The sequence below is a fragment of the Corallococcus sp. AB032C genome, from assembly GCF_003668935.1.
Lineage (GTDB): Bacteria > Myxococcota > Myxococcia > Myxococcales > Myxococcaceae > Corallococcus > Corallococcus exiguus.
The window spans coordinates 1-20,715 of sequence record NZ_RAWP01000144.1; the positions used below are offsets into that span (position 1 = coordinate 1).

At 68.4% G+C, this 20,715-nt stretch carries 17 protein-coding genes; 12 read left to right on the forward strand and 5 right to left on the reverse strand.

What is annotated here, in order from left to right:
- Together D7X99_RS37640 and D7X99_RS37645 are read left to right on the forward strand one after the other, a co-directional pair.
- Positions 1 to 1,702, forward strand: a 1,702-nt coding sequence (locus tag D7X99_RS37640) for a phosphatidylinositol-specific phospholipase C domain-containing protein (protein WP_368667825.1), incomplete at its 5' end; no start/stop codon positions are given.
- 27 nt (positions 1,703 to 1,729) lie between these two features.
- Complete coding sequence (locus tag D7X99_RS37645; protein WP_199756417.1) at positions 1,730 to 2,482, forward strand: CapA family protein; 753 nt, start codon at positions 1,730 to 1,732, stop codon at positions 2,480 to 2,482.
- Here D7X99_RS37645 and D7X99_RS37650 read toward each other — a convergent pair.
- Both D7X99_RS37650 and D7X99_RS37655 read right to left on the reverse strand, forming a co-directional pair.
- Positions 2,479 to 2,700: a hypothetical protein gene (locus D7X99_RS37650; protein WP_233614017.1), complete on the reverse strand. Its 222-nt coding sequence runs from the start codon at positions 2,698 to 2,700 to the stop codon at positions 2,479 to 2,481. The genes D7X99_RS37645 and D7X99_RS37650 overlap by 4 nt on opposite strands.
- A gap of 290 nt (positions 2,701 to 2,990) precedes the next feature.
- Entirely contained in the window at positions 2,991 to 5,360 is a 2,370-nt protein-coding gene (locus D7X99_RS37655; protein WP_121781965.1) for a kelch-like protein, read from the reverse strand.
- Positions 5,361 to 6,288: 928 nt separating this feature from the next.
- On the opposite strand from D7X99_RS37655, the gene D7X99_RS37660 reads away from it, so the two are divergent.
- The 4 genes from D7X99_RS37660 (at position 6,289) to D7X99_RS37675 (ending at position 11,600) form a co-directional block, all read left to right on the forward strand.
- Complete coding sequence (locus D7X99_RS37660) at positions 6,289 to 6,909, forward strand: hypothetical protein (RefSeq protein WP_121781966.1); 621 nt, start codon at positions 6,289 to 6,291, stop codon at positions 6,907 to 6,909.
- Positions 6,910 to 6,971: 62 nt separating this feature from the next.
- Entirely contained in the window at positions 6,972 to 8,612 is a 1,641-nt protein-coding gene (locus tag D7X99_RS37665; protein WP_121781967.1) for a hypothetical protein, read from the forward strand.
- Between the two features lie 2 nt (positions 8,613 to 8,614).
- Positions 8,615 to 9,667 (forward strand): alpha/beta fold hydrolase, encoded by a 1,053-nt coding sequence (locus D7X99_RS37670; protein ID WP_121781968.1) that lies wholly within the window; start codon positions 8,615 to 8,617, stop codon positions 9,665 to 9,667.
- Positions 9,668 to 9,716: 49 nt separating this feature from the next.
- Positions 9,717 to 11,600 carry a PHB depolymerase family esterase gene (locus D7X99_RS37675; protein ID WP_121781969.1) on the forward strand — a complete coding sequence of 628 codons (1,884 nt, stop codon included), beginning with the start codon at positions 9,717 to 9,719 and terminating at the stop codon, positions 11,598 to 11,600.
- A gap of 403 nt (positions 11,601 to 12,003) precedes the next feature.
- Here D7X99_RS37675 and D7X99_RS37680 read toward each other — a convergent pair whose 3' ends face one another.
- Complete coding sequence (locus tag D7X99_RS37680; protein WP_121781970.1) at positions 12,004 to 12,294, reverse strand: hypothetical protein; 291 nt, start codon at positions 12,292 to 12,294, stop codon at positions 12,004 to 12,006.
- A 351-nt stretch (positions 12,295 to 12,645) separates the two neighbouring features.
- Between D7X99_RS37680 and D7X99_RS37685 the strand changes: the two genes are divergently transcribed.
- The 5 genes from D7X99_RS37685 to D7X99_RS37705 all read left to right on the forward strand — a co-directional run bounded on the left by D7X99_RS37685 (position 12,646) and on the right by D7X99_RS37705 (position 15,887).
- Positions 12,646 to 13,287 carry a glutathione S-transferase family protein gene (locus D7X99_RS37685; RefSeq protein ID WP_121781971.1) on the forward strand — a complete coding sequence of 214 codons (642 nt, stop codon included), beginning with the start codon at positions 12,646 to 12,648 and terminating at the stop codon, positions 13,285 to 13,287.
- 203 nt (positions 13,288 to 13,490) lie between these two features.
- A complete protein-coding gene (locus D7X99_RS37690) occupies positions 13,491 to 13,973 on the forward strand; it encodes a hypothetical protein (RefSeq protein WP_121781972.1) in 483 nt (160 codons plus the stop codon).
- 2 nt (positions 13,974 to 13,975) lie between these two features.
- Positions 13,976 to 14,746, forward strand: a complete 771-nt coding sequence (locus tag D7X99_RS37695) for a hypothetical protein (RefSeq protein ID WP_171805458.1) — start codon at positions 13,976 to 13,978, stop codon at positions 14,744 to 14,746.
- On the forward strand, positions 14,743 to 15,498 hold the full coding sequence (locus tag D7X99_RS37700; protein WP_211484358.1) for a hypothetical protein: 756 nt from the start codon (positions 14,743 to 14,745) through the stop codon (positions 15,496 to 15,498). Before D7X99_RS37695 ends, D7X99_RS37700 begins: the two co-directional genes overlap by 4 nt.
- Before the next feature lie 86 nt (positions 15,499 to 15,584).
- A complete protein-coding gene (locus D7X99_RS37705; RefSeq protein ID WP_121781974.1) occupies positions 15,585 to 15,887 on the forward strand; it encodes a hypothetical protein in 303 nt (100 codons plus the stop codon).
- Positions 15,888 to 16,618: 731 nt separating this feature from the next.
- Here the strand turns inward: D7X99_RS37705 and D7X99_RS37710 are convergent.
- Entirely contained in the window at positions 16,619 to 17,647 is a 1,029-nt protein-coding gene (locus D7X99_RS37710; protein WP_121781975.1) for an IS4 family transposase, read from the reverse strand.
- A 777-nt stretch (positions 17,648 to 18,424) separates the two neighbouring features.
- Between D7X99_RS37710 and D7X99_RS37720 the strand changes: the two genes are divergently transcribed.
- Positions 18,425 to 20,053 carry a LamG-like jellyroll fold domain-containing protein gene (locus tag D7X99_RS37720; RefSeq protein WP_121781977.1) on the forward strand — a complete coding sequence of 543 codons (1,629 nt, stop codon included), beginning with the start codon at positions 18,425 to 18,427 and terminating at the stop codon, positions 20,051 to 20,053.
- Positions 20,054 to 20,204: 151 nt separating this feature from the next.
- Here D7X99_RS37720 and D7X99_RS44055 read toward each other — a convergent pair whose 3' ends face one another.
- A complete protein-coding gene (locus D7X99_RS44055; RefSeq protein ID WP_147476382.1) occupies positions 20,205 to 20,615 on the reverse strand; it encodes a transposase in 411 nt (136 codons plus the stop codon).
- Positions 20,616 to 20,715: the final 100 nt, after the last annotated feature.

Sequence of the window (20,715 nt, forward strand, 5' to 3'; positions counted from 1 at the left end):
GACGTTTCCTGCCCCCCGACTGCGCAACGCGGCGGCGATGCTCTTCCTCGCGCTGCTCGCGACCTCCCCCGCTGCCGCCCGTGGGCGCTACTACAGCCACTCCGGCAGTATCGAAACGAGTCATCCCGACTGGTTGAGCTGGATGCCCGGCTCGGCGAGCCTCGCTTCCCTGTCGCTGCCGGGCACCCATGACTCCATGGCGTTCACCTCGACGGGCGGTGCCCTCACCCAGACCCAATCCCTGAGCCTGAGGGCTCAGCTGGACGCGGGGCTTCGTGCCTTGGACATCCGGTGTCGCCACATTGGCGACCGGTTCGCCATCCACCATGGCGTCGTCTACCTGAACGCCAACTTCGACGACGTGTTGACCACCACCACCCAGTTCCTACGCGACCATCCCGGCGAAACCATTCTCATGCGGGTAAAGGAGGAACACACCCCGGACGGCAATAGCCGGAGCTTCCAACAGACCTTCGAGTGGTATCGCAGCCAGCCCGCCTACAGCCCCTATGTCTGGCGAGGCACCCATGTGCCCACGCTCGGGGAGGTGCGTGGCAAGATTGTCATCCTGGACAACTTCGGCGGTGGAGCCTACGGCGTGAACTGGGGTTCGCTGGCCCTCCAGGATGACTGGACCGTGTCCACGATCTTCGACATCGACAACAAGTGGGACAAGGTCCGGGACCACCTGGGGCGGACGAACGCGGGGGCCCCTCCCACGCTGTATGTGAACTTCCTCAGTGGCTCCTCCGTGGCGGCCTTCCCCAACGTGGTGGCCGGAGGTGATGGGATGGCCATCCGGGGCGTCAATGACTACGCCATCGACCACCTGGTGGGCGGCAACGTCCAGCGCGCGGGCGTCTTGATGATGGACTTCCCGGGAGCGGGGCTGATTGACGCCATCCTGGCCCTCAACTACCGGCTGCTCCCCTCCGCCGGCCTCCTGCCTGGCGATTTCGGCACCGCCTTCCGGAACATCTCCTACACCCTGGGCGGCGACGCACAGGCCCGCTGGTATGGCATCCATGCGTTTCTCCAGAATGCCGCCCCGGGGCGCATCTGGCATGCCCTGGCGTTGAAGGGAAGCTGGGCGGGTTGGATGCACACGGATGGAAGCTACGTCCAATCCGACACCATGGATGACTACACGCACCTCGCCTTCACCTCTCGGACGGTGACGAGCGCGGTGAGCAACGGATTCCTGGGCAGCTTCGTGAACTCACAGCTCGGGGCTCTCTCGGGTGGCACGAGCGACCGCGCCCTCCAACTGCATGGTCGGGTGAGCTCACGCTTCCCCTTCCAGCTCTGGAGCGTGGTGGTGAAGAAGTCACCCGGGGGACTCAGCAACTGGGCGTACTCTGACTATGGGACGGGCTACAAGGCCACGCAGGGGGATTACACGTATGCCATCCAGGCCTACTCGGCCGCGGATGGGGTGTACCTCTACGAGCACGGCCAGTTCGAAGGCAACATCCTGCATCTCACCTCCGGCGTCGGCTTCCTGGGCGACCTGGGCTTTGATGACATCCTGTCCTCCGTCAGGATCCTCGGCCCCTATCGCGCGACCCTCTGCGAACACCCCTCGCGGACGGGCAGGTGCCTCAGCACCACCCAGAGCGTGGGCGACATCAACTCCGTCGCGGGAGGCCCCTGGAACGACCAGATCTCCTCGGCGGGCATCGACTTCGTCGGAGTCCGCTGAGCCTTCCGCAGGATGTAGGAGTGAACCGTGGCCTCGAACAACATCGCTCATCCCGGTGGACCCGGGCTGTCGATCCTCGCGGTGGGCGATGTCTTCGTGGACCGCGACGACCCGGCGACGGCCTTCCACTCCGCCGGCGGCGTCCTGCGCTCCGGTGACGTCGTCTTCGGCAACTGCGAGGGCGTCTTCAGCGACGACATCCAGCGTGCCCCCAGCGCCGGCTCGACGCTCACGGCGCCCGCGGCGAACGCCGCACCGTTGGCCAAGGCGGGCCTGGAGCGCGGCGACGGCCTCCGTGGCGCGCGCCGCGTACTTCTTCTCCAGGTAGGGCCAGGGCTTCTTCTGGAACGCGGCGATGCGGCCGGACTCCGGCTGCTGCTGGTACGCGGCGAGCGCGTCCCCCGGCACGACCTTGTCCGTGGCCTCCGGGTTGAACTTCACGCGGAAGCCGGGCACACCGGGGAGGAAGGCCTCGTAAGCGCCGTCGCGCTGGACCAGCACCACGTAGTCACCGCCGCCGTGGCGGGTGACGTAGTCCACTCCGCGCGAGTTCTTTCGCACGGCGCACTTCAGGGTGATGCCGTCGTCGTGGGAGTCGGTGCCGCGCACGCGGACCAGGGCTTCGTCCGACGTGCGCGGCTCCAGCGTGAGGACCTCCACGCTCTGACCGTCCGTGCCTCGGTAGACCTTGCTCGCCGCCACTTCCAGGGCCCACGCCGCCGCCGTCGTCAGGACCGCCGCCAGCGTGAGCGCGGCTGCAAGGGAACGGGGCATGGCTAGCTGAAGGCCTTCTCGAGCACGGCCTTGGTGTTGTCGGTGAGGTTCGTGTGGTCCTTCTGCAGGTGGTACACGAACACGCCCTTCTCCAGCGACATGTTGCGCTGCGTGGGGGCGTTGGTGTTGTCGTCCTTCTGGGCCGGCTTCGCGCCGGCGAACAGGCACGACACGCTGGTCACCTTCTTGGCGATGGCCTTCTTGTACGCGGGGCGCTCACACATTGGCCTCCTCCTGCGCGGGCTTGAGGTCCTCCTCCTCGGCGATGGCGGACGTCGACAGCAGGACCACGGCGGCGAACACGTGCTTCAAACGCATGGAAGGTTCCTTCAGGGATGGACAACTCCCGGAAGTCACCAATTCACCTGGGGTGGGTGCAAGGTTGCACCCCGGTGACGCCCCCGTGACGTGGCGCGGTAGGCGTCCATGCGCTGGGGCCGGCTGCCCGGGCGTTGAACGCACTCCGGCTCCGGCGCGAGCGTTCGCGCCGAAGCCGGAGGCCCCATCGTCGAAACTAGAAGCCCTGCGCCCGCACCGGAGTGCCACGGCCGGTCGCCGTGCCGTCGCCCAGCTGGCCGCTGGAGTTGGCGCCCCAGCCCCAGAGCGTGGCGTCCGACTTCAGCGCCACGCTGTGGAGATCCCCACCGGCAATGGCCACCACCCCGGTGAGCCCCTGCACCTGCGTCGCCGTGGAGCGGTTCGCGGTGGTCCCGTCACCCAGCTGGCTGTTCGCGTTGTAGCCGCAGGTCCAGACGGTGCCGTCCGACTTCAGCAGCACGGTGTGGGCATCCCCCGCCGCGATGGCGACCACGCCGGTCATGCCCGGCATCCGCACCGCCGTGGGGTGGTCCCCTCCCGTCCCATCCCCCAGCTGGCCCGGGCCGTTGTAGCCCCAGCCCCAGACGGTGCCATCCGACGTCAACCCCAGGGAGTGGAAGTCGCCCGCGGCGACGCGCACCACACCGGTGACGCCCAGCACCTGCACCGGTGAGCTGCGCGACGTCGACGTTCCGTCACCCACCTGGCCGGGACCATTGCGGCCCCAGGCCCAGACGGTGCCGTCCGACTTCGCGGCGAGCGTGTGTCCGGTGCCGCCCGCCGCGATGGACACCACGCCGGTGAGGCCTGGCACCTGGCCCGGACTCAGGCGCCCCGCCGTCGTCCCATTGCCCAGCTGGCCGTAGCCGTTGTAGCCCCACGTCCAGACGGTGCCGTCCGACTTCAACGCCACGGTGAAGGCATCCCCCGCCGCGACGGAGACGACTCCGGTGAGGCCCGGCACCTGCACCGGCGTGAGGCGGTCCGTCGCCGTCCCGTCCCCCAGCTGACCGAAGGTGTTGGAGCCCCAGACCCAGACGGTGCCATCCGACTTCACGGCCGCCGTGAAGAAGTCGCCCGTGGCGACGGTGACCACCCCGGTGAGCCCTTGCGCCCGCACCGGCGCGCGGCGCTCCGTCTGCGTCCCGTCTCCCAGCTGACCGTTGCCGTTGGACCCCAGCGCCCAGACGGTGCCATCCGACTTCACGATGACCGAGTGGCTGTCGCCCCCCGCCATCCTCGGCCCGGAGCTCACGCCACACGCGGTGCCCCCCTGGAGGGAGAAGACATAGGCAGCGGAGAGGCCCAGGGCGTTGGTGACGGTGGCCGTCACCGTGGGCGCGTTGCCCGAGGGCACGCACGCGGGCGCCGTCCAGACGACCTCACTGGTGGCGGCGGTGCTGGTGGCCGAGCCCAGCGTCCCGGTGCTGGTGGCCCACGTGAAGGAGAGCGCGCTGGCCTGAGCGTCCCTCGCCCGAACGCGGAAGAGGACGGTGCCGCCGCTCGCGGGGACGGTGGCGGAGGACTGGGAGGACTCGAACACCTCCGGCGGGAAGCGGCCGGTGGTGGGCGTCGCCGTCACGTGGATGGTGAGGCTGCCGGTGCCCTGCCCTTCGCGGCCGTCCTGCACCTTCACGTTGAGGGCGCAGGTGCTGCCCGAAGGCAGGGCGGTGGGCGTGAAGCCGGCGCTGGCGGAGGTGGCGTTCGTCCAGGTGCCGGCGCACGAGGCCGTCCACTGGTAGGTGAGGCTGTCGCCGTCCGCGTCGCCGGCCGAGGCCGTCACCGTGGTGGCCTGCCCGACGGCGACAGAGGAGGGCGCGGCGGTGATGCCCGTCACCTGCGGCCAGGTGTTGAAGGAGACGCCGACGCCCGCGCCGCCGTTGCCGGTGCTCACCGTGACGGAGACGCTGAGCGAGGTGCTGGCGCCCTTGGGGTCCGTCACCGTCAACGTCAGCACCGACTGGCCCGCGGTGGCGGGGGCCGTCCACGCGGTAGTGAGGCTGGAGGGCGCGCCGAGCGTGCCGGAGGACGCCGTCCAGGCGTAGGTGAGCGTGTCGCCCGCGTTCGGATCATCCGCGGTGGCCTGGAGGGACACCTGGCCGCCCGGAGCGACGGTGCCGGGGCTGGCCACCAGGGAGAGGAGGCGGGGCGCCACGTTCTCGAAGGGCGGGGGCGCGTTCACCTCCTGGAGCAGCAGGGTGACAGCCGTGGTCTGGTTGGACTCGATGGTGACGGGGGTCGCCTGGCCCGCGTAGCGTTCGGTGTTGGAGGCGTCGAAGGCCTTCGCGCTGAAGGTGCGCCCGGCGCCGGCGGGAACCTGGCCCAACACCCCGCTCCACTGCCCGCCCGTCTTCGCCAGCACTTCCGTGCGCGTCGTCATGCCCGCGCCGGACACGGTGAGCTCCACCCGCGATACGTCGCTGGAGTTCAAGGCCTGCGGCAGCGTCACCACCGCCTGCGCGCTGCCTTCCTGGGCCTGCGGCGCTTCCGCGCCACCGCACCCGGCCAAGGCCAGCACCAGACCCAGGGCCAGCAACGCCAGCCCGCTTCGACTCTCTCTTCTCATGGATTTCTCCAGCGCGTGGGACTTCCGCCCCAGCCCTGTGCACGCGTCCTGCCAGGGGGCCGTTGAGAGGAGCGCCGCCGTGCCAGGCGCGAGGGACCCGGGGAATCGCCTCGCGGCGGCTTGTCGGCGACATGTCGCCGACAGTCTCAAGAGACGCCTTCAGCGCGCCGGAGAGTCGATGCCGCGCTGGAGGTGCCGCGAAGAAGCGCGACGCCTTCGACATCTGACGCCGCATCGTCCACGCCTGACGTGAAAGCAGGTGGCGCAGGTGGAACTCCAGGGATCCCAGCCGTTTGAGCGACGGCGCAGAATCAGACGCGCGGCTCAGTGGCAAAGATCGACGCCCGCCTCAGGAGCAGTCATGGTTTACGACAACAACGGCAAGCAGTTGGTGACACCCGCGCACATGGGCTTCCGGCACTTCGCGGAGGTGGGCTTCCGCACTGGCTACGCTGATCCATCAGGGCTGGCCGCTGGCGGCCTGTTGCCCAACGCCCGCGCGGAGGAAGGGGCTTTCAGGTCTGGTTCAACGAGCGCAAGGCCGCGCTGTGCGGCACCTACCGAGCGCTACAGGGCGGGCTGCTGAGGCCTGTCGCTTCTGGGATGGCCCCCATGCTGGGGCCCCTCAAGCCTGCCTCCACACCTGCCGCACGCGAACACGTCCAGCGCGAAGCTCCTCCTTGAGCAACCCGGCCCCATCCAGCCGCCGCGTGCGATCCCGGGTCGGCTCCTGCCTCGCCGCTGCCTCAGGCGCCTCACTTGCCTCTTCCGGCTTCGGCTCTTCCTCCGCTTGAGTGGAAATGAGGCGTTCTGACGCATCAAGCCATCGTCTGTCTTTTGACAAGGCTGTCAGGCGGGTGCTACCCGTAGCTGAAACATGAATCGGGCTTCATCTCCCCCCGTGCGCCCGAACGAGGAGTCACCCCCCATGAAGAAGACGCTTTCGTCCGCGATGCTGCTGTGCGCGTTGAGCCTCACGGGTTGTGGGGAAGAGGCGACGCAGGAGCCCGTGGACAGCGCGCCCAAGCTGGACAGCCAGTCGAACATCCTGGCCTTCCTGGAGGGCAAGACGCTGGTGATGGAGGGGGACAACATCCCCAGCCACCCGCTGTCGCTGGACGAGGACATCAACTGGGGCTCGGCCAGCCAGTGCTTCCAGAAGGTCTCCATTGGCGTGGGCGGCAACAACTTCCACGTCACCAGCACCCCCGGCACCATCCGGAACTCCACCGGCGTCGGCCAGGCCGGCAGCACGTGTGATCACGCCGCCGCGCAGAACGCGCTGGTGTTCGACTCCAAGGCGGTCACGCTCTCCAACATCACCGCGGGCGGCAGCTGCTTCGAGATCCTGGTGGACTACGGCAGCTTCAAGCAGGAGGGCCGCGTGAGCATCTCCTCGGACACGAAGAAGATCTCCATGGAGCTCTACTTCGAGGCGAAGGCCACGGGTTGGCACTGCGCCGACGGCGCGGTGGGCGCCAAGACGGTCAGCGTCTCCGGTCAGTCCTTCACCGGCAACGCGGTGCAGGTCTACGACATCAGCGGCTAGTCGCACGGCGGACGGTGGGCGCGAACCGCCCTCACGGCAATCCATCTGGGTGAGGTGTCTATATGTCGGGAGGGTGGTTGGGCGCGGCGCGCCTGGGCGCGGTAGCGCTCGTGCTGGGGCTGGCGCTGCCGGCGGCGGGGGCAGGCACCACGGTGCCGGGCCTCTATTTCGGCGACTGGTTGGATGAGAAGGACCGCGAGGAGGACGCGAAGCCTCGTGAGTTCGTCCTCATCAACTACTTCTTCACCCGGCTGTCGGTGACCAACAGCGTGGGCGACCCCGCGGGCCTCAAGGGCGTGTCGCTGGGGCCCATCGGCTCGCTGTCCGGCAGTTCCGTCCGCGTGGAGCCGGGGCGTTCGGCGTTCTACGTGGAGCAGCGCTGGATCCCCGTGCTGGAGTACAGCCCGTCCTTCGCGGACGGGCTGGCGTCCTTCCGCGCCCAGTTCGAGGTGGACTACCTCTGGGGCCGCGCCGCCAATGCCTCGCAGCAGAACGAGGGCGGCGGCTTCAACGCGGACCAGGTCAACATCCAGACGAAGAACGTCAACGTCGCCGTCTACCCCACGCGCAACCCGGCCCGGCTCACGCTGCTCATCGGCACGCAGCCGGTCTACGACTCCATCTTCGACCCGACGCGCTCGCCGCTCAACGACATCGTCCGCACGGGTTACAAGCTGGCGTTCATTGGCAGCGACGCCACGGGCCTGTCGCTCTACAGCAACTACAAGGGGCTTTCCAAACTGAGCCTCCTGCCTCTGGGCAGCGCCCAGGCGGACAAGGCGACGCGGGACGACCCGCGCCTGAAGTTCGTCTACCTGCTCACCGCGGACTACGCCTACCCCGTGCAGCCCGGGACGAACATCGGCCTGTCCGCCTGGTACCTGCGCGATGACACGAAGGGGGACGCGTATGCCTTCGAAGGCATCGTGAAGAGCGGGCCTTCGTCCACGGGCCTCTACCCGTTCGTCGGCACCCCGCGCTTCAACATCGAGCGGCCCACGGGCAACGTCTTCTGGCTGGGCGCGAACTTCCACCACAACATCGACTTCCGCGCGGGGCGCCTCGCCGCTTCCGGCTTCGTCATGTACAACGGTGGCAGCTACACGAGCGACCGCGCGGACACCACGTTCAACAAGAAGGTGGACATCTCCGGCCTGTCCGCGAACCTGGAGGTGCTCTACCAGTGGGGCCGCGGCCCGGCGGACCTGGTCACGCTGGAGGGCATGTTCACCACCGGCGACAGCAACCTGGATGACGACCGCTACACGGGCGCCTTCACGCTCAACCAGTACGGCCTGCCCGGCTCGGTGTGGTTCAACCACAAGATGCTGCTGCTGTTCCCCTTCACCAGCACCGTGAACAACTACACGGGCGCGGTGACGGACATCTCCAACCAGGGCTACGGCCTGCGCACCGGCATCGCGAGCGCGGCGTGGGACATCATCCCCAACACGCTCAACCTCAAGCTGGCCACGGGTCTGGCCAACTCGGGGGCGAGCCCGCCGCGCTGGGACCCGGCCGTGCGGCGGGGGCGGTTCATTGGCGCCGAGGTGAACGCGGAGGTGCGTTACACCATCCGCTACCTCATGACGGTGGGCTTGCACGCCGGCTACCTGTTCCGCGGCGCCTTCTATGACGGCTCCACGACGGTGAAGAACAACCCCTTCGCCGCCTTCACCACCTTCACCTGGTACGCGTTCTGACCATGAGCCCCTTCCGCGCCCTCAAGGCCCTGCTGCTCGTGGCGGGGCTGGGTTCCTCCACCGGCTGCGTGCGCTCGTACGCCAGCGCGCCGCCGCTGGCGTTCCAGGACCTGGACTACGCGTCGCCCGGGGCGAAGGAGCCCTGGCCGCTGAAGCGGGTGGCCCTGCCCGAGACGGCGGCCACCTACGGCATGGCGCGCGTGCCACAGATGGCCTACGTGGAGCTGCCCGCCGCGCCCGGCGCGCGCACCGTGGTGCTCATCCATGGCCTGGGCAGCTACCTGAAGTTCTGGAGCGCGCAGCTCGACGCGCTCCAGCGTGCGGGCTACCACGTCGTCGCGGTGGACCTGCCCGGGTATGGCAAGTCCGACAAGCCCGGCTCCTTTCCGTACACCATGGAGGCCATGGCGGACGCGGTGCGTGAGCTGACGCGGAGCCTGGGCGTCGAGCATCCCATCCTGGTGGGCCACTCCATGGGAGGGCAGACGGCGCTGTCGTACGCCATCCGCTACCCGGACGAGCCGTCGGGGGTGGTGCTGGTGTCGCCCGCGGGCTTCGAGAAGTTCTCCCAGAAGGAGAAGGACTGGTTCGCGCGGGTGATGAGCACGGAGTTCATCAAGTCCGCACCCGAGTACGGCATCCGGGGCAGCGTGCGGCAGGCCAACTTCCAGCACTGGCGGCCGGAGCTGGAGTGGCTCATCGAGGAGCGCGTGCGGCTGGCGAAGTCGCCCGAGTTCGATGCGTATGCCTATGCCAACGTGCGCTCGGTGCGGGGGCTCGCCAACGACGACTTCGTGCGCGACAACCTCCACCGCATCACCGCCCCCAGCCTCATCATCTTCGGGGAAGCGGACCGCCTGATTCCCAACCCGTTCCTGCACGGTGGCTTCCCGCGGGACATCTTCGAATACGGCCACGCGCGCATCCCGGGCTCGAAGCTGGTGGGACTGGAAGGGTGTGGCCACACGGTGCAGCTCGACTGCCCGGCGCCGTTCAACGCGGCGCTGGAGGCGTTCCTCAAGAGCTTGCCGGCGGCCGGAGCACCTGAACCCTAGAAGAGCTCGGCCGCCCACCCTCCTCCCCCGTGGCGGCCAGGGAGGCACCATGCACGGTCGAGGCATTCGTCGTCTTGGGTGGTTCACGCACGTCCTCTGGTTTCGCGTCGCGGCGTTGGCCGTCGCGGCGACCGCGGGATGCGGCCCGCTGGGAGCCGAAGCGCCGGACACCGGCGTCCCCCAGGTCGAGCAGGTGGAGCAGGGGCTGACGCAGGTGACGGGCTTCGGGTCCAACCCGGGCAACCTCCAGATGTTCCGGCAGGTGCCCGCGGGCGTGCCGGCCAATGCACCGCTGGTGGTGGTGTTGCACGGGTGCACGCAGAACGCCGCGGGCGTGGAGCCCGGTGGGTGGACCGCGGCGTCGAACGTCTACAAGTTCTACGTCGTCTACGCGCAGCAGCCGAGCAGCAACAACCCCACCAGCTGCTTCAACTGGTTCGAGCCGGGGGACATCGCGCGCGGCGCGGGTGAGGCGCTGTCCATCAAGCAGATGGTGGACGCCATGAAGGCCGCCTACTCCATCGACCCGGCGCGGGTGTTCGTCACGGGCTTCTCCGCGGGAGGCTTCATGGTTCCCGCCATGTTGGCCACCTACCCGGACGTCTTCGCGGCGGGCGCCATCAACTCGGGCGGTCCGTACCGGTGCGCCAACTCCATGACCGAGGGCTTCAGCTGCATGAGCCCCGGCGTGAGCAAGACGCCCGCGGCGTGGGCGGACCTCGTGCGCAACGCATACCCGGGCTACACGGGCCCCCGGCCGCGCGTCTCCATCTGGCATGGCACGAATGACTTCACGGTGAGGCCCGCCAACCTCACCGAGTCCATGAAGCAGTGGACCCAGGTGCACGGCATCGACCAGACGCCGGACACGACGGACACCGTGGGGGGCTTCCCGCACAAGGTGTACCGGGACAGCGCGGGCACGGCGCTGGTGGAGACCTACGAGCTCACCGGCATGGGTCACGCCGTCCCGGTGGATCCGCAGTACAGCTTTCCCGGGAGCAGCACCGCCTGTGGCGCGACGGGCGCGTACCAGTCCGACGTGAACCTCTGTGGCGTGTATCACCAGGCGCTCTTCTTCGGGCTCATGGAAGCCAGCACTCCGCCGGATGACACCACTGCGCCCACGGTGAACGTGACGGCGCCCGTCTCCGGCGCCACGGTGAGTGGCACCGTGACGGTGACCGCGAGCGCTTCCGACAATGTCGGCGTCACGCGGGTGGACTTCTACGTGGATGGGAACCTCGTGGGCACGGCCAGCACGGCGCCCCATGCGTTCAGCTGGAACACCACGACGGTCGCCAACGGCTCGCATGTGCTGGGGGCCCGGGCGTTCGATGCGGCGGGGAACTCCGCGCTGGACGCGGACACGTCCGTCACGGTGAGCAACAGCGGGACGACGCCGACGACGGTCAGCTTCACCAGCATCGCGGCGGAGGATGGCTACGTGAAGGCGAACGCGGACGGGAGCGCGGCGGAGCTCGGGGCGCTCACGGGCCTGGCGCTCGGACGAGGGGTGGACGGCAAGCACAACCGCTCCCTGCTGTCGTTCGACACGTCCAGCCTGCCGGACACCGCCAGCATCACTCAGGCGTTCCTGACCCTCTCCTATTCGTCCGGCTCCGGAGACCCCTGGGCCAGCCCCGCGGGCAACACGCTCGTCATCGACGTGGCCACGGGGACCTTCAACGCTGCCGCGACGGAGACGGGCGACTGGGGCGCCTCCGCGACCGCGAGCGCCGTGGCGGGCGTCGCGAAGTTCACCTCGGGCACCATCCGCTCCACGGACTTCGCGGGGACGGGGACGTCCGCCGTCAACAAACTGGGCCGGACGCAGCTGCGCCTGCGCTTCGCCCAGAATCCCGCGGCGACGGCCTACCTCTTCGTGAAGGACGGTGCGAACGCCACGCTCACCGTCGTCTACTCCCCGTAGTCCACGCACGCCGCCCCGGGGGACATCCGGGGCGGCGTCAGGAGAGGGATTGAACGCGGTTCGTGTCATCCGACGAAACCCGGGCTCGCTCGACGCACATTTCCGGCTGCTCTATGTTGGGCATTCGATGAGGCGACATCAGCCCGGCCGCAAGGCGACCTCGGCGCACCTGGAGGGGCTCGGGTCCTCGCTGATGCATACCGTCCGCGTCTGGCAGTTCGCTCCGGTCCACACCCGATGGACCGCCGTGCTCCCCGTCCGGGCAGGACGCGAGGAGGAGGCGCGGCGGTGGGTGACCGAGGCGCTGGCGCGGAACCCGGACATGGGAGGGGGACCGCCGCGCAACGCATTGAAACCACGAGGCCCGGACGCGATGCCGGGCCTCGTGGACGTTCAAGACCGCTCAGCTCTCAGCCTGCTCCGTGCCCGGATGGTCGGCGTCGCAGACCGGCGCGGTGTCGTCGGAGCGCTGGCTCTGCTCGGAGGAGACCGAAGCGTTCTCCTGCGAAGGCTGCGCGGGCTGGAAGCAGTAGCCCGCCGCGCCACAGGTGGTGAGGCGGATCCCCAGGAAACAGGGGTCGTCGCAAACACCCTCGCAGGTATCATAGCACTGCAGCGGAAACGCAAAGGCGGACGCGGGGGCCACGGCGAGGACAGCGGCGACGGCGAGAAGGGACTTCTTCAGCGCGTTCATCGGCACTCCTGGGTGTGGGAATGTGCCTGCGCGAAGGACAGGCACGCCTCGCAGCAGAAGCGCGTACCGGGAGACAATGACAGACGCCCTACGTCAGAACTGTTTCCGGCCTGACGCTTACACCCCCCCCAAGATCCATCCCAGCAAGAGTCAACTGAAAGCCGGCCCCGCTCGCGCCGCGAGTCAGCTTCGGACCAGCAGAGCCTGGCCGCGGACCCAGTACTCCCCATTCCGACGGAGCAGGAGTTCCTCTACGTCCTGAAGCCGTGCCCCTGACGATACCTGACAGACCCTTGTCACTCCGGGTGGATAGGTCCTCCCCCTCCACCCGTGCCATCCCAGAGGTTCGTCTTGAAGCTCTACTTCCACCCCCTGTCCGGAAACTCGCGCCGCGTGCTGCTCGTGGCCGCCCACCTCGACATTCCCCTCGAGCGCATCGTGGTGGACCTCACCACGGGCAAGCAGCGCGAGACGTCGTACCTGGGCATCAACCCCAACGGGCGCGTCCCCGTCCTGGACGACGGCGGCTTCGTGCTCTGGGAGTCGCGCGCCATCATGGTGTACCTCGCCGAGAAGACCCCGGGGCAGACCCTGCTCCCGACGGACGCGCAGGGCCGCGCCGACGTGAACCGCTGGCTGTTCTGGTGCTCGTCCCACATGGCCCCGGCGAACACCGTGCTCGTCCAGGAGAACTTCGTGAAGCAGCGCACCGGCCGCGGGCCGCCGGACCCCGCCGAGGTCGCGCGCGGCGAGGCCCTCTTCGCGCAGACCGCTCCCGTGCTGGACTCGCACCTGGCGGGCAGGACGTGGGTCACGCAGGAGCGCCTGACGCTCGCGGACCTCTCGCTCGCCGCGTCGTTCGCCCTCGCGGGCCCGGCGCGCCTGCCCCTCGAAGGCTACGCGAACCTCCGGGCCTGGCTGGGGCGCGTGCAGGAGCTGGAGGCGTGGCAGCGCACCGCGCCCCCCATGCCGCCGCCGGCCGCCCGGAGCTGAGCAGCCGCTCGCGGCGTTGGAGGTCCGCGGTGTCGGCGTACTCGCCGCGGTCCCCTACCCACTGGACCGCGCCACAGCGCGTGCAATCTCCAGGTGATTTCAATGGCTGGATTGACGCAGGAAGGCACGTCCCTGCTGCTTGCTTCAAGACCTGCTCACCGGGAGACTCCGGGATTGCCGTCCACCCCACGAGGAAGTCCTCCATGTCCCTGAAGCATGTGTTCGCGGTCGTGACCCTGCTGTCGACGTCCGCCTTCGCCGAAGAAGACCTCAAGCCCGCCCAGGAAGAAGCCAAGGCCAAGTTGGAGGAAGAGATCGAGGACGACCTGAAGGCGACCAACGACAAGTGCGGCACCAAGCTCGAGGTGAAGACCGACTTCCAGAACTTCAAGACCGACGATTGGTCGGGCACGAGCTTCAGCTCGTACTGTGAGGCGGTCATCCAGGAGATCGGGTCCATGTGTGAAAACCGCCCCGCGTACAAGAAGGTCATCGCCAAGAAGGTGACCGGCGTGGCGTGCCTGTTCGGCGGCGTGAAGCCCGTGGAGAAGAAGGACGGCTCCAACGACGCGACGCTGCGCAACATGTCGCTCGACAAGGGCGTGTTCACGTACCACATGTCCCCCAAGGGCCACGCGAACCTCGGCGACAACACCAAGGCCACGCTCGAGAAGGCGTTCAACTGAGCATGCCCCGGACCCTTGCTCCCGCGCTCATGCTGGCGGCGATCCTCGCGACGACGGCGGCGCACTCCCTGGAAGCGGTGGCGGGCAAGGTCTACCGGGGCACCGACGGCCAGAGCGTGGAGGTCGTCACGTTGGAGCCGCGCACGGCATCCGAAGTCTTGATCCGCGTGCGCGGCATCGACTCCGAAGAGGACGGCATCGCGCTGCGCGCCACCCTGAAGAAACACTCACGCGGCGCCGACTATGTGACCCGCCACCGGGGAGGCGACTACGTCATCCTCCTCCAGCGCGACGGGCGCTATGAGGCAGTCCTGCCCGGAGTGCAGGCGTTCCCCGTCAAGTTCAACCAGGACGCGACGGACAAGGCCTCCACCGCGGAGGTGCTCACCGCGCACCAGCAGCAACTGGAGTCGGGGCGGATCGCCGCCTTCCAGAAGAAGGCCTGGCCCCACCTGGAGAAGAAATACACGGCCCGCGCGAGTGAAGCCGTCGCCGCGTTGAACAAGGCCTGCGGCACTTCCTCCACCTTCACCTTCGAATGGAAGAGCTTCAGCGACGAGGTGATGGCGGAGTTGGACGTGTGGGCCGCCTGTGCTCCGCTCGTGAGCCGCGCCCAGGCCCACTGCGCCTCGGTGAAGACCGTCACGTCGCTGGTCTGCCGCTTCGGTCCGACGCTCGGGCTGGAGCGCGGCGGAGACACGCTCACCTTCACCACCACCCCGAAGGGCGCGGCCGAAGGGCCCGCGGTCCTGGACAGGAACCTCTCTCGATGATCCGTCGACTCGTGGTGGCCGCCAGTCTCTTCGCGGCGGACGCGGTGGCCCGGGAGCCGGTGACGCTGGAGGACCTCCAGACCCTGGCCTCGCAGAAGGCCTGGGCGGAGCTGCTGGAACGCGCGGAGGACCTCCCCGCTCCCAAGCGCACCGACGCGTGGCGGGCCCTGGTCACCGACGCGGCGGCGGCCGACGTGGAGACCCTCGCCCCCAGCGACAAGGAGCCGTTCGCCGCCACACAGCGGGCGCGCGCGCTGGGCCGGCGGTATGCCTTCCTCCCCAAGGCACCGCGCTTCGCCACCGCCCGCGATCAGGGCGCGAGCAAGGACCTCCAGCGATGCCTCGAACGCGACCGGCGCGGTTGCATCGACACCTTCCTGGAGCTCACGCCGGACCTGGCGCCCGAAGCGGCGCTCCAGGCCGCGCACCTCGTGAAGCAGGGGCACTTCGCCTACGTGGCGATGCCGCTCTTCGCGTTGGCGGTGGGAGGCGGCAAGGACGTCAGCGCCTGCAAGGACGCGGCGCTCGCCGAGACGGTCATCGCGGCGCTCGGCCTTCCCAAGGAGGACCCTCGCGCGGTCCAGGCGACGAAGGTGGCCTTCGAGCGCTGCTGGTCCGCGCTGGGCCCGAAGCTCAAGGCGGCGACCGTGGGCGCTTCGTCGTACTTCCTGGCGAACACCTGCCAGCCCATGCGCGCCCGGAAGGCGCTGAGCGAGCTACAGGACGACCTCTGCAAGGACGAGGAGCTGTAGCAGGCCGGTGGAGAAGCCGTGCAGCCCTCATTGGACACACGCCCTCAGGCCGCGCTCCCCACTGGAGCGCGGCAGGGGGATTGGGCATGGGCGCCGAGGTGTCCGCCATGCGGATGAGGGATCGCTGCGCGTTCGACACCGCCGGGTCCGTCATCGACGGCGCGCGCATCGCGTCGAGCGGGTTGAGAGGCATGGGGGTGCCCTCGGTGGGCACCGCGCAGTGGCAGCCGCCACAGCGGGTGACGACCATGGCTTCGACCTCGCAGGCTGAGGCGGACGGCTCTGGAGGCGGGCCCCCCGCGTCGGGGACGGAGGCGTCGGGCGACGCGCTTCCGCCAATCGTTCCCTTGCAGCCGACCAGCAGCAGCAGGACCAACAGCAGCACCTGATTCCTCATGACCGCGACTATCGGGCTCCCCCGCGAAGGGGCCGCAAGTCCAGGACGCCTGAAGGCGCGCCCTGGTCCGGTCAGGACGACGTCAAAGAGCGCGGCCCGGCAACTCCACCTCCAGGGGCGAACTCGCGGAGCCCACTGCCTCCACCCATGCGGCGACCTTCGTCAGGGCGAGGAAGAGGGCCGGACCCGCGCCTCGCGCTAAGACGGGACTCCTGCGCCAGCGCTTCGTGACGGAGGCGAGCAGGACAGGCCCACCCCTACCCCCCGGTCCCAAGCAGGCATGCCCTGAAGGCCCCCTGCCGCATGGAGACGGGCCTGCCCAGACTTGGGGAGAAGCAATCCCACTCAAACCCACGAACTCGCCGCCATCCAACCGCGGATAATCCGTTGCGGAGCCTTGTTCCGTTCCAGCGGCTCACGCCTTTTCTGGAGTCGCCCTCGTCAAATCAGAAAAGGCCAGCAGGGGTGAAACGCAGGCTGGAATTCGCGAGGAGGGCGCATCTTCAGCACTTCTCTCGCAATCAATGGCCTGAAGGCTCCAAGTCGATAACGACTATTTAGAGAGAGCCATTCGTCGTCATTTAAATCCAACCAGGCACCTGCTGAAATCTGGGGCGACTCAGAGACCCCAGAAAATCCGACCTCAGTATAAACCTACACAGGCATTGGCGGCGCGCACACCGGGCGCGGTAGCGGCTTGCCAGTGATCCATCCGCTTCCGGTTTAGCCGCCGCTCCCGAGGGAAGCCTCTCGCTTCCGGCGTTCGCGCTCTCGGCGCTGCTGGCGTGAACGCGCCGTCACCTCCGCGATGAGCAGAATGCGCTCCTCCAACTGCTCCAGCGTCACGCCCCGGCTCATCATCGCATGAGACAGTAGCAACGGGGCGCAGCGAGCCAGTGCCAGTGCCAGTACCAGCGCGAGCCGCCCCGTCGCCTGCTGCGAGTCCGGCTCGCCTGCCTTCTGCCGCAGCGACAGTTCCAGCAGGCGCGAGAGGGCCAGGGCAATCACCTTGGCGTACACCAGCGAGAGCACCGCGCCAGGCCGGGTGGCGCGCAGCGCCGACATCCCCACGCCGGATTTGAGGGCCTTGAAGAGCAGCTCCACTCTCCAGCGCAACCGGTAGGCCTCGGCCACCTCGTGTGCCGTCAGCACCTCGCGGCCCACCGTCGTCAGGTACCAGCGCCGCTCGCCCTGCGGCCCTTCCACGGCCACCACGCGCGCGCAGGCCGTGCGCCCGTGCTTCTCCAACTGCACGTCCACGTCGATGACGCCGCCCTCCTCCTTGAGGACACCTTGCAGGAGTGCGTCAGTCAGGCGCATGCCACGCGCCCGGACGCGCTCGCCCTTGCCCACGTGCACCCGCAGCACCTTCGGGTCATGCTGGGCCTTCAGCCGCACCAGGAAGTGGGCCCCGGCCTCGATGGCGTCGAGGTAGCGGCCCGTGTCCGTGTACCCCAGGTCCATGAAGGTGAGCGTGCCGGGCGCCAGCGCCTCCTCGGGCAGGGCGCGCGTGTCCTGGGTGCGCTGGGACGTCACGTCTTCGGCCACCGGTAACTCGTCGCGCAGCGACACCAGTGCGTGCCACTTGAAGGCGGCCGGCCGTGCCTCGCTGGTGGACGGGGCCCAGTCCGCTGCCAGCCGCCGCAGCAGTTGGCACGTGGAGTCGGCCACCTGCACGTCCGTGAACTCGTCCAGCAGTGCCCCCCAACTCGTTGAAGGGCTTGTCCTCGCCGACGGCCTCTCGTACGGCACGGATGGCCCGGCTCTCCACCTCGCGCATCAACTGCCCGAAGGCGTCGCTGAAACGCTCGAAGAAGGCGCTGGGCGACAGCTTCTGCCCGGTGAGCGCGCGGCCTCCAGGATGTCCTCGGCCGACACCAGCGCGCGCAATCCCTCAGCCACCTTCGTCCTCGGCGTGCTCTTCTTCATATCGACAAAGTGTTCCTGGCACCCCGTTCCCGCGAACCTGTCTGCTCGGCTGCCCTTATGTCTTTGATTCTGCTCGGCTTTTCCCCATCACGCGAAGCGGACGCGGATGGGGCTCCACCAGAAGGCGGGGGAGGCATTTCAGCGCCTTTGGGGCTCCGAGCATCCGGACTCCCTGGCCGCGATGAACAACCTGGGGCACACGTTGAAAGCAATGGGGGAACGCACCCAGGCGCGAGAGGTCCAGCCACACGAGTAGACCCCTTCTACTTCGCGGACGTGCGGGAGCAGATGAAGTGGGGCATGGGTGTGCTGGCGTCACCTCCGCTCGAAGGTTTGACGCTTGGCCGCGCTCCTGGGACTTACCGGCGCTGTCGGCGGTGCGCTGCTATTCCCCATCATGCCCCCGATTCGCGGTGACGTTCAAATGCATGTCATGGACTCTGTATCCATGGTCCTCAAGTGCTTGCTGGCTGGTCGCTAGAGGACGCTGGCCATTCGCATGTTGCGCGCCGAACAGGAGGGAGAAAGGAATAGTGTCATTCATTTCATGGGGGGATGGTCCATTCCGGGCTCCATCCTGCTCCTTGGGGGAGACACTCGATGCGAAGCCGTCAAGGTGTGCTGTGGTCGTGGGGGCTGGGCGTAACACTGGCCTTGTCGCTGGGGGCGTGTGGTGTGGAGTCCCGTCCTCCCGCGGATGGGGTGTCTCAAGAAGACCACGGGGCGTTGACGAGTGAGCCGCTGGAAGCCTCGTTGACGTGGGACCCGTATGCGGACGCGGTGGCGTCGGGCACTACGGCGACGGTTCTCAACGCGAGCGCGGCGCTGGGCGCTCCGGACGGGCAGGCCGCGACACTGCTGGGCTTGCTCAACACGGCGCTGGTGCTGGACCTGGGTCAGGGCGAGGAAGGCACCGGCGACCTGCGCGTCTATTACCAGGGCCTGTCGTTGGCGCTGGTGGCCCAGGTGGACTTCCTGAAGGCGGATGGGACCTTCATTGGTTCCAGCTCGTTGCACCTCGTGGAGCTGGGCCTGGGGACGCATATCGCGGTGGCGACGTACCCGGGGAACCAGCCCTATCGCTACGTGCGCCTGAGGGGCGCGGTGGCGCTCTACCTGGTGGACGCGGTGGAGACGTCGCTACGGCCCGTCTGTGGTGATGGGGTGCTGGGCGGGTTCGAAATCTGTGACGACGGCAATCAACTCTCTGGAGACGGCTGCAACAGCGTCTGCGAAGTGGAGCCGGGCTACACCTGTACGGGACAGCCGAGCGTCTGCGCCGACATCGACGAGTGCGCCAACGGGACGGCGAACTGCCAGCCGGGTGAAATCTGCGTCAACACGCCCGGGAGCTACACCTGCGAGCCCGACCTCTGCGCGGGGGTGGTCTGCGCGCCTCTCGACGCGTGCCACATCGCGGGCACCTGTAATCCGTCGACCGGGCAGTGCTCCAATCCGGCGGCCCCCAATGGAACGGCGTGCAGCGACGGCAACGCCTGCACCCAGCCGGACACCTGTCAGGAGGGGGTCTGCACCGGTGGCCCGCTCGTCGGCGACACGACCAGCAACCTGGCCCACCGGTGGACCTTCGACGAGGCCAGCGGCAGCACGGCCCTGGACTCGGCGGGTACGTCGAACGGAACGCTGGGCAGTTCGGCGTCGCGGACGGTCAGCTTCGACGGCTCCGGCGCAATCACCCTCACGCCCACCCAGCAGTGCGATCTCAACGCCCACGTCGACTTCGGCCTCGCGCCCGGGCAATTCGGGACGGACGCCTTCACCGTGAGCTATTGGCTGAAGACGACCTTCAACGGCCCCCGCAGCGGAGATCTCATCGGGAACCGGGTGGTCGGGAGCGCAGGCAACTTCCTCTCGGCAAGGCTCAACGGCAGCACCTCGGTAGCGTCGCTTGAGATGTACGAGAACGCGGCAGGCACCAACGGTGCAGGCGTCAACGTCTCTCCATCGCCGCTCAACAACGGCAGCTGGCACCACGTCGTCTATACCCGCGGCGGGACCTCGCTCAAAGTGTACATTGACGGCGTGCTGGTCGGCTCCGCGACCAGCGCTGCGCCGACGAACCTCACGGGCGCCAATTCGTTCCGCATCGGCCGCAGGCTGCCGAACTGCCTGAGCACCTTCTCCAGCATTCCGGCTTCGTTCGACGATGTCCGGACCTACAGCCGCGAGCTCACCGCCTGCGACGTCGCCGTGCTGAACACGCCCTAGCACCAGGGCCGCGCCCCGGCGACGGTCGAGCCGGGGCACGGTCGTGGATTGCCGCCAGCCGCGTTACGACGGAGGCTCTGAAACAGGTTCGAGCCAGCCTTTGAATGCGCCGCCAACCTGGCCATGAGTCATGAGCGCGGCAAGGCCACATTCACCGAGGAAGCCATGGGCGGCACGCGCGCGGACGGCGCGCGCGTAGGCGAGCTGCTCGTCGCTGACAGCCTGGAGGGGCGGCACCTCCAGCCCTGCTACGGTGAGGACCTCGTTCCGGCTTCGCCTCTGCCTCCGCTTGAGGGAGCAGAAATGGCCGGAGTTTCGCGCCCGGAGCGAAGACACCGTGAAACCTCGTGAGGTTCGACCGAGGCGGAGGTATCAGGGACGCCACGCGACGTAAGAGTTCCAGTCCGGTGAAGAAGAGGTGTGTGGTGCCGTCTGGCAACGGACGCTTCATCCGCCAAGCAATGCGGCCGTCCTCCGCTCGTGACAAACGCTCCAGCGCCTGCCGATCATTGGCGTGCAGGGAGAATCCCTCCAGGAACGCCGGGCGAGCAGGCGCCCACACGATTCGGCAGGGGCGCAGCGTGTGCTTCAGTGCTAGGCCCTACTGCCATGTCCGGCGACTCACCCCTCGCCGGACATGGCAGTAGGGCCTAGCACTGAAG

Bases quoted from the DNA above. Each gene is read 5' to 3' on its own strand.
- D7X99_RS37650 (WP_233614017.1), bottom strand. From the start codon at position 2,700: ATGTGTGAGCGCCCCGCGTACAAGAAGGCCATCGCCAAGAAGGTGACC.
- D7X99_RS37655 (WP_121781965.1), bottom strand. From the start codon at position 5,360: ATGAGAAGAGAGAGTCGAAGCGGGCTGGCGTTGCTGGCCCTGGGTCTG.
- D7X99_RS37660 (WP_121781966.1), top strand. From the start codon at position 6,289: ATGAAGAAGACGCTTTCGTCCGCGATGCTGCTGTGCGCGTTGAGCCTC.
- D7X99_RS37665 (WP_121781967.1), top strand. From the start codon at position 6,972: ATGTCGGGAGGGTGGTTGGGCGCGGCGCGCCTGGGCGCGGTAGCGCTC.
- D7X99_RS37670 (WP_121781968.1), top strand. From the start codon at position 8,615: ATGAGCCCCTTCCGCGCCCTCAAGGCCCTGCTGCTCGTGGCGGGGCTG.
- D7X99_RS37675 (WP_121781969.1), top strand. From the start codon at position 9,717: ATGCACGGTCGAGGCATTCGTCGTCTTGGGTGGTTCACGCACGTCCTC.
- D7X99_RS37680 (WP_121781970.1), bottom strand. From the start codon at position 12,294: ATGAACGCGCTGAAGAAGTCCCTTCTCGCCGTCGCCGCTGTCCTCGCC.
- D7X99_RS37690 (WP_121781972.1), top strand. From the start codon at position 13,491: ATGTCCCTGAAGCATGTGTTCGCGGTCGTGACCCTGCTGTCGACGTCC.
- D7X99_RS37695 (WP_171805458.1), top strand. From the start codon at position 13,976: ATGCCCCGGACCCTTGCTCCCGCGCTCATGCTGGCGGCGATCCTCGCG.
- D7X99_RS37700 (WP_211484358.1), top strand. From the start codon at position 14,743: ATGATCCGTCGACTCGTGGTGGCCGCCAGTCTCTTCGCGGCGGACGCG.
- D7X99_RS37705 (WP_121781974.1), top strand. From the start codon at position 15,585: ATGGGCGCCGAGGTGTCCGCCATGCGGATGAGGGATCGCTGCGCGTTC.
- D7X99_RS37720 (WP_121781977.1), top strand. From the start codon at position 18,425: ATGCGAAGCCGTCAAGGTGTGCTGTGGTCGTGGGGGCTGGGCGTAACA.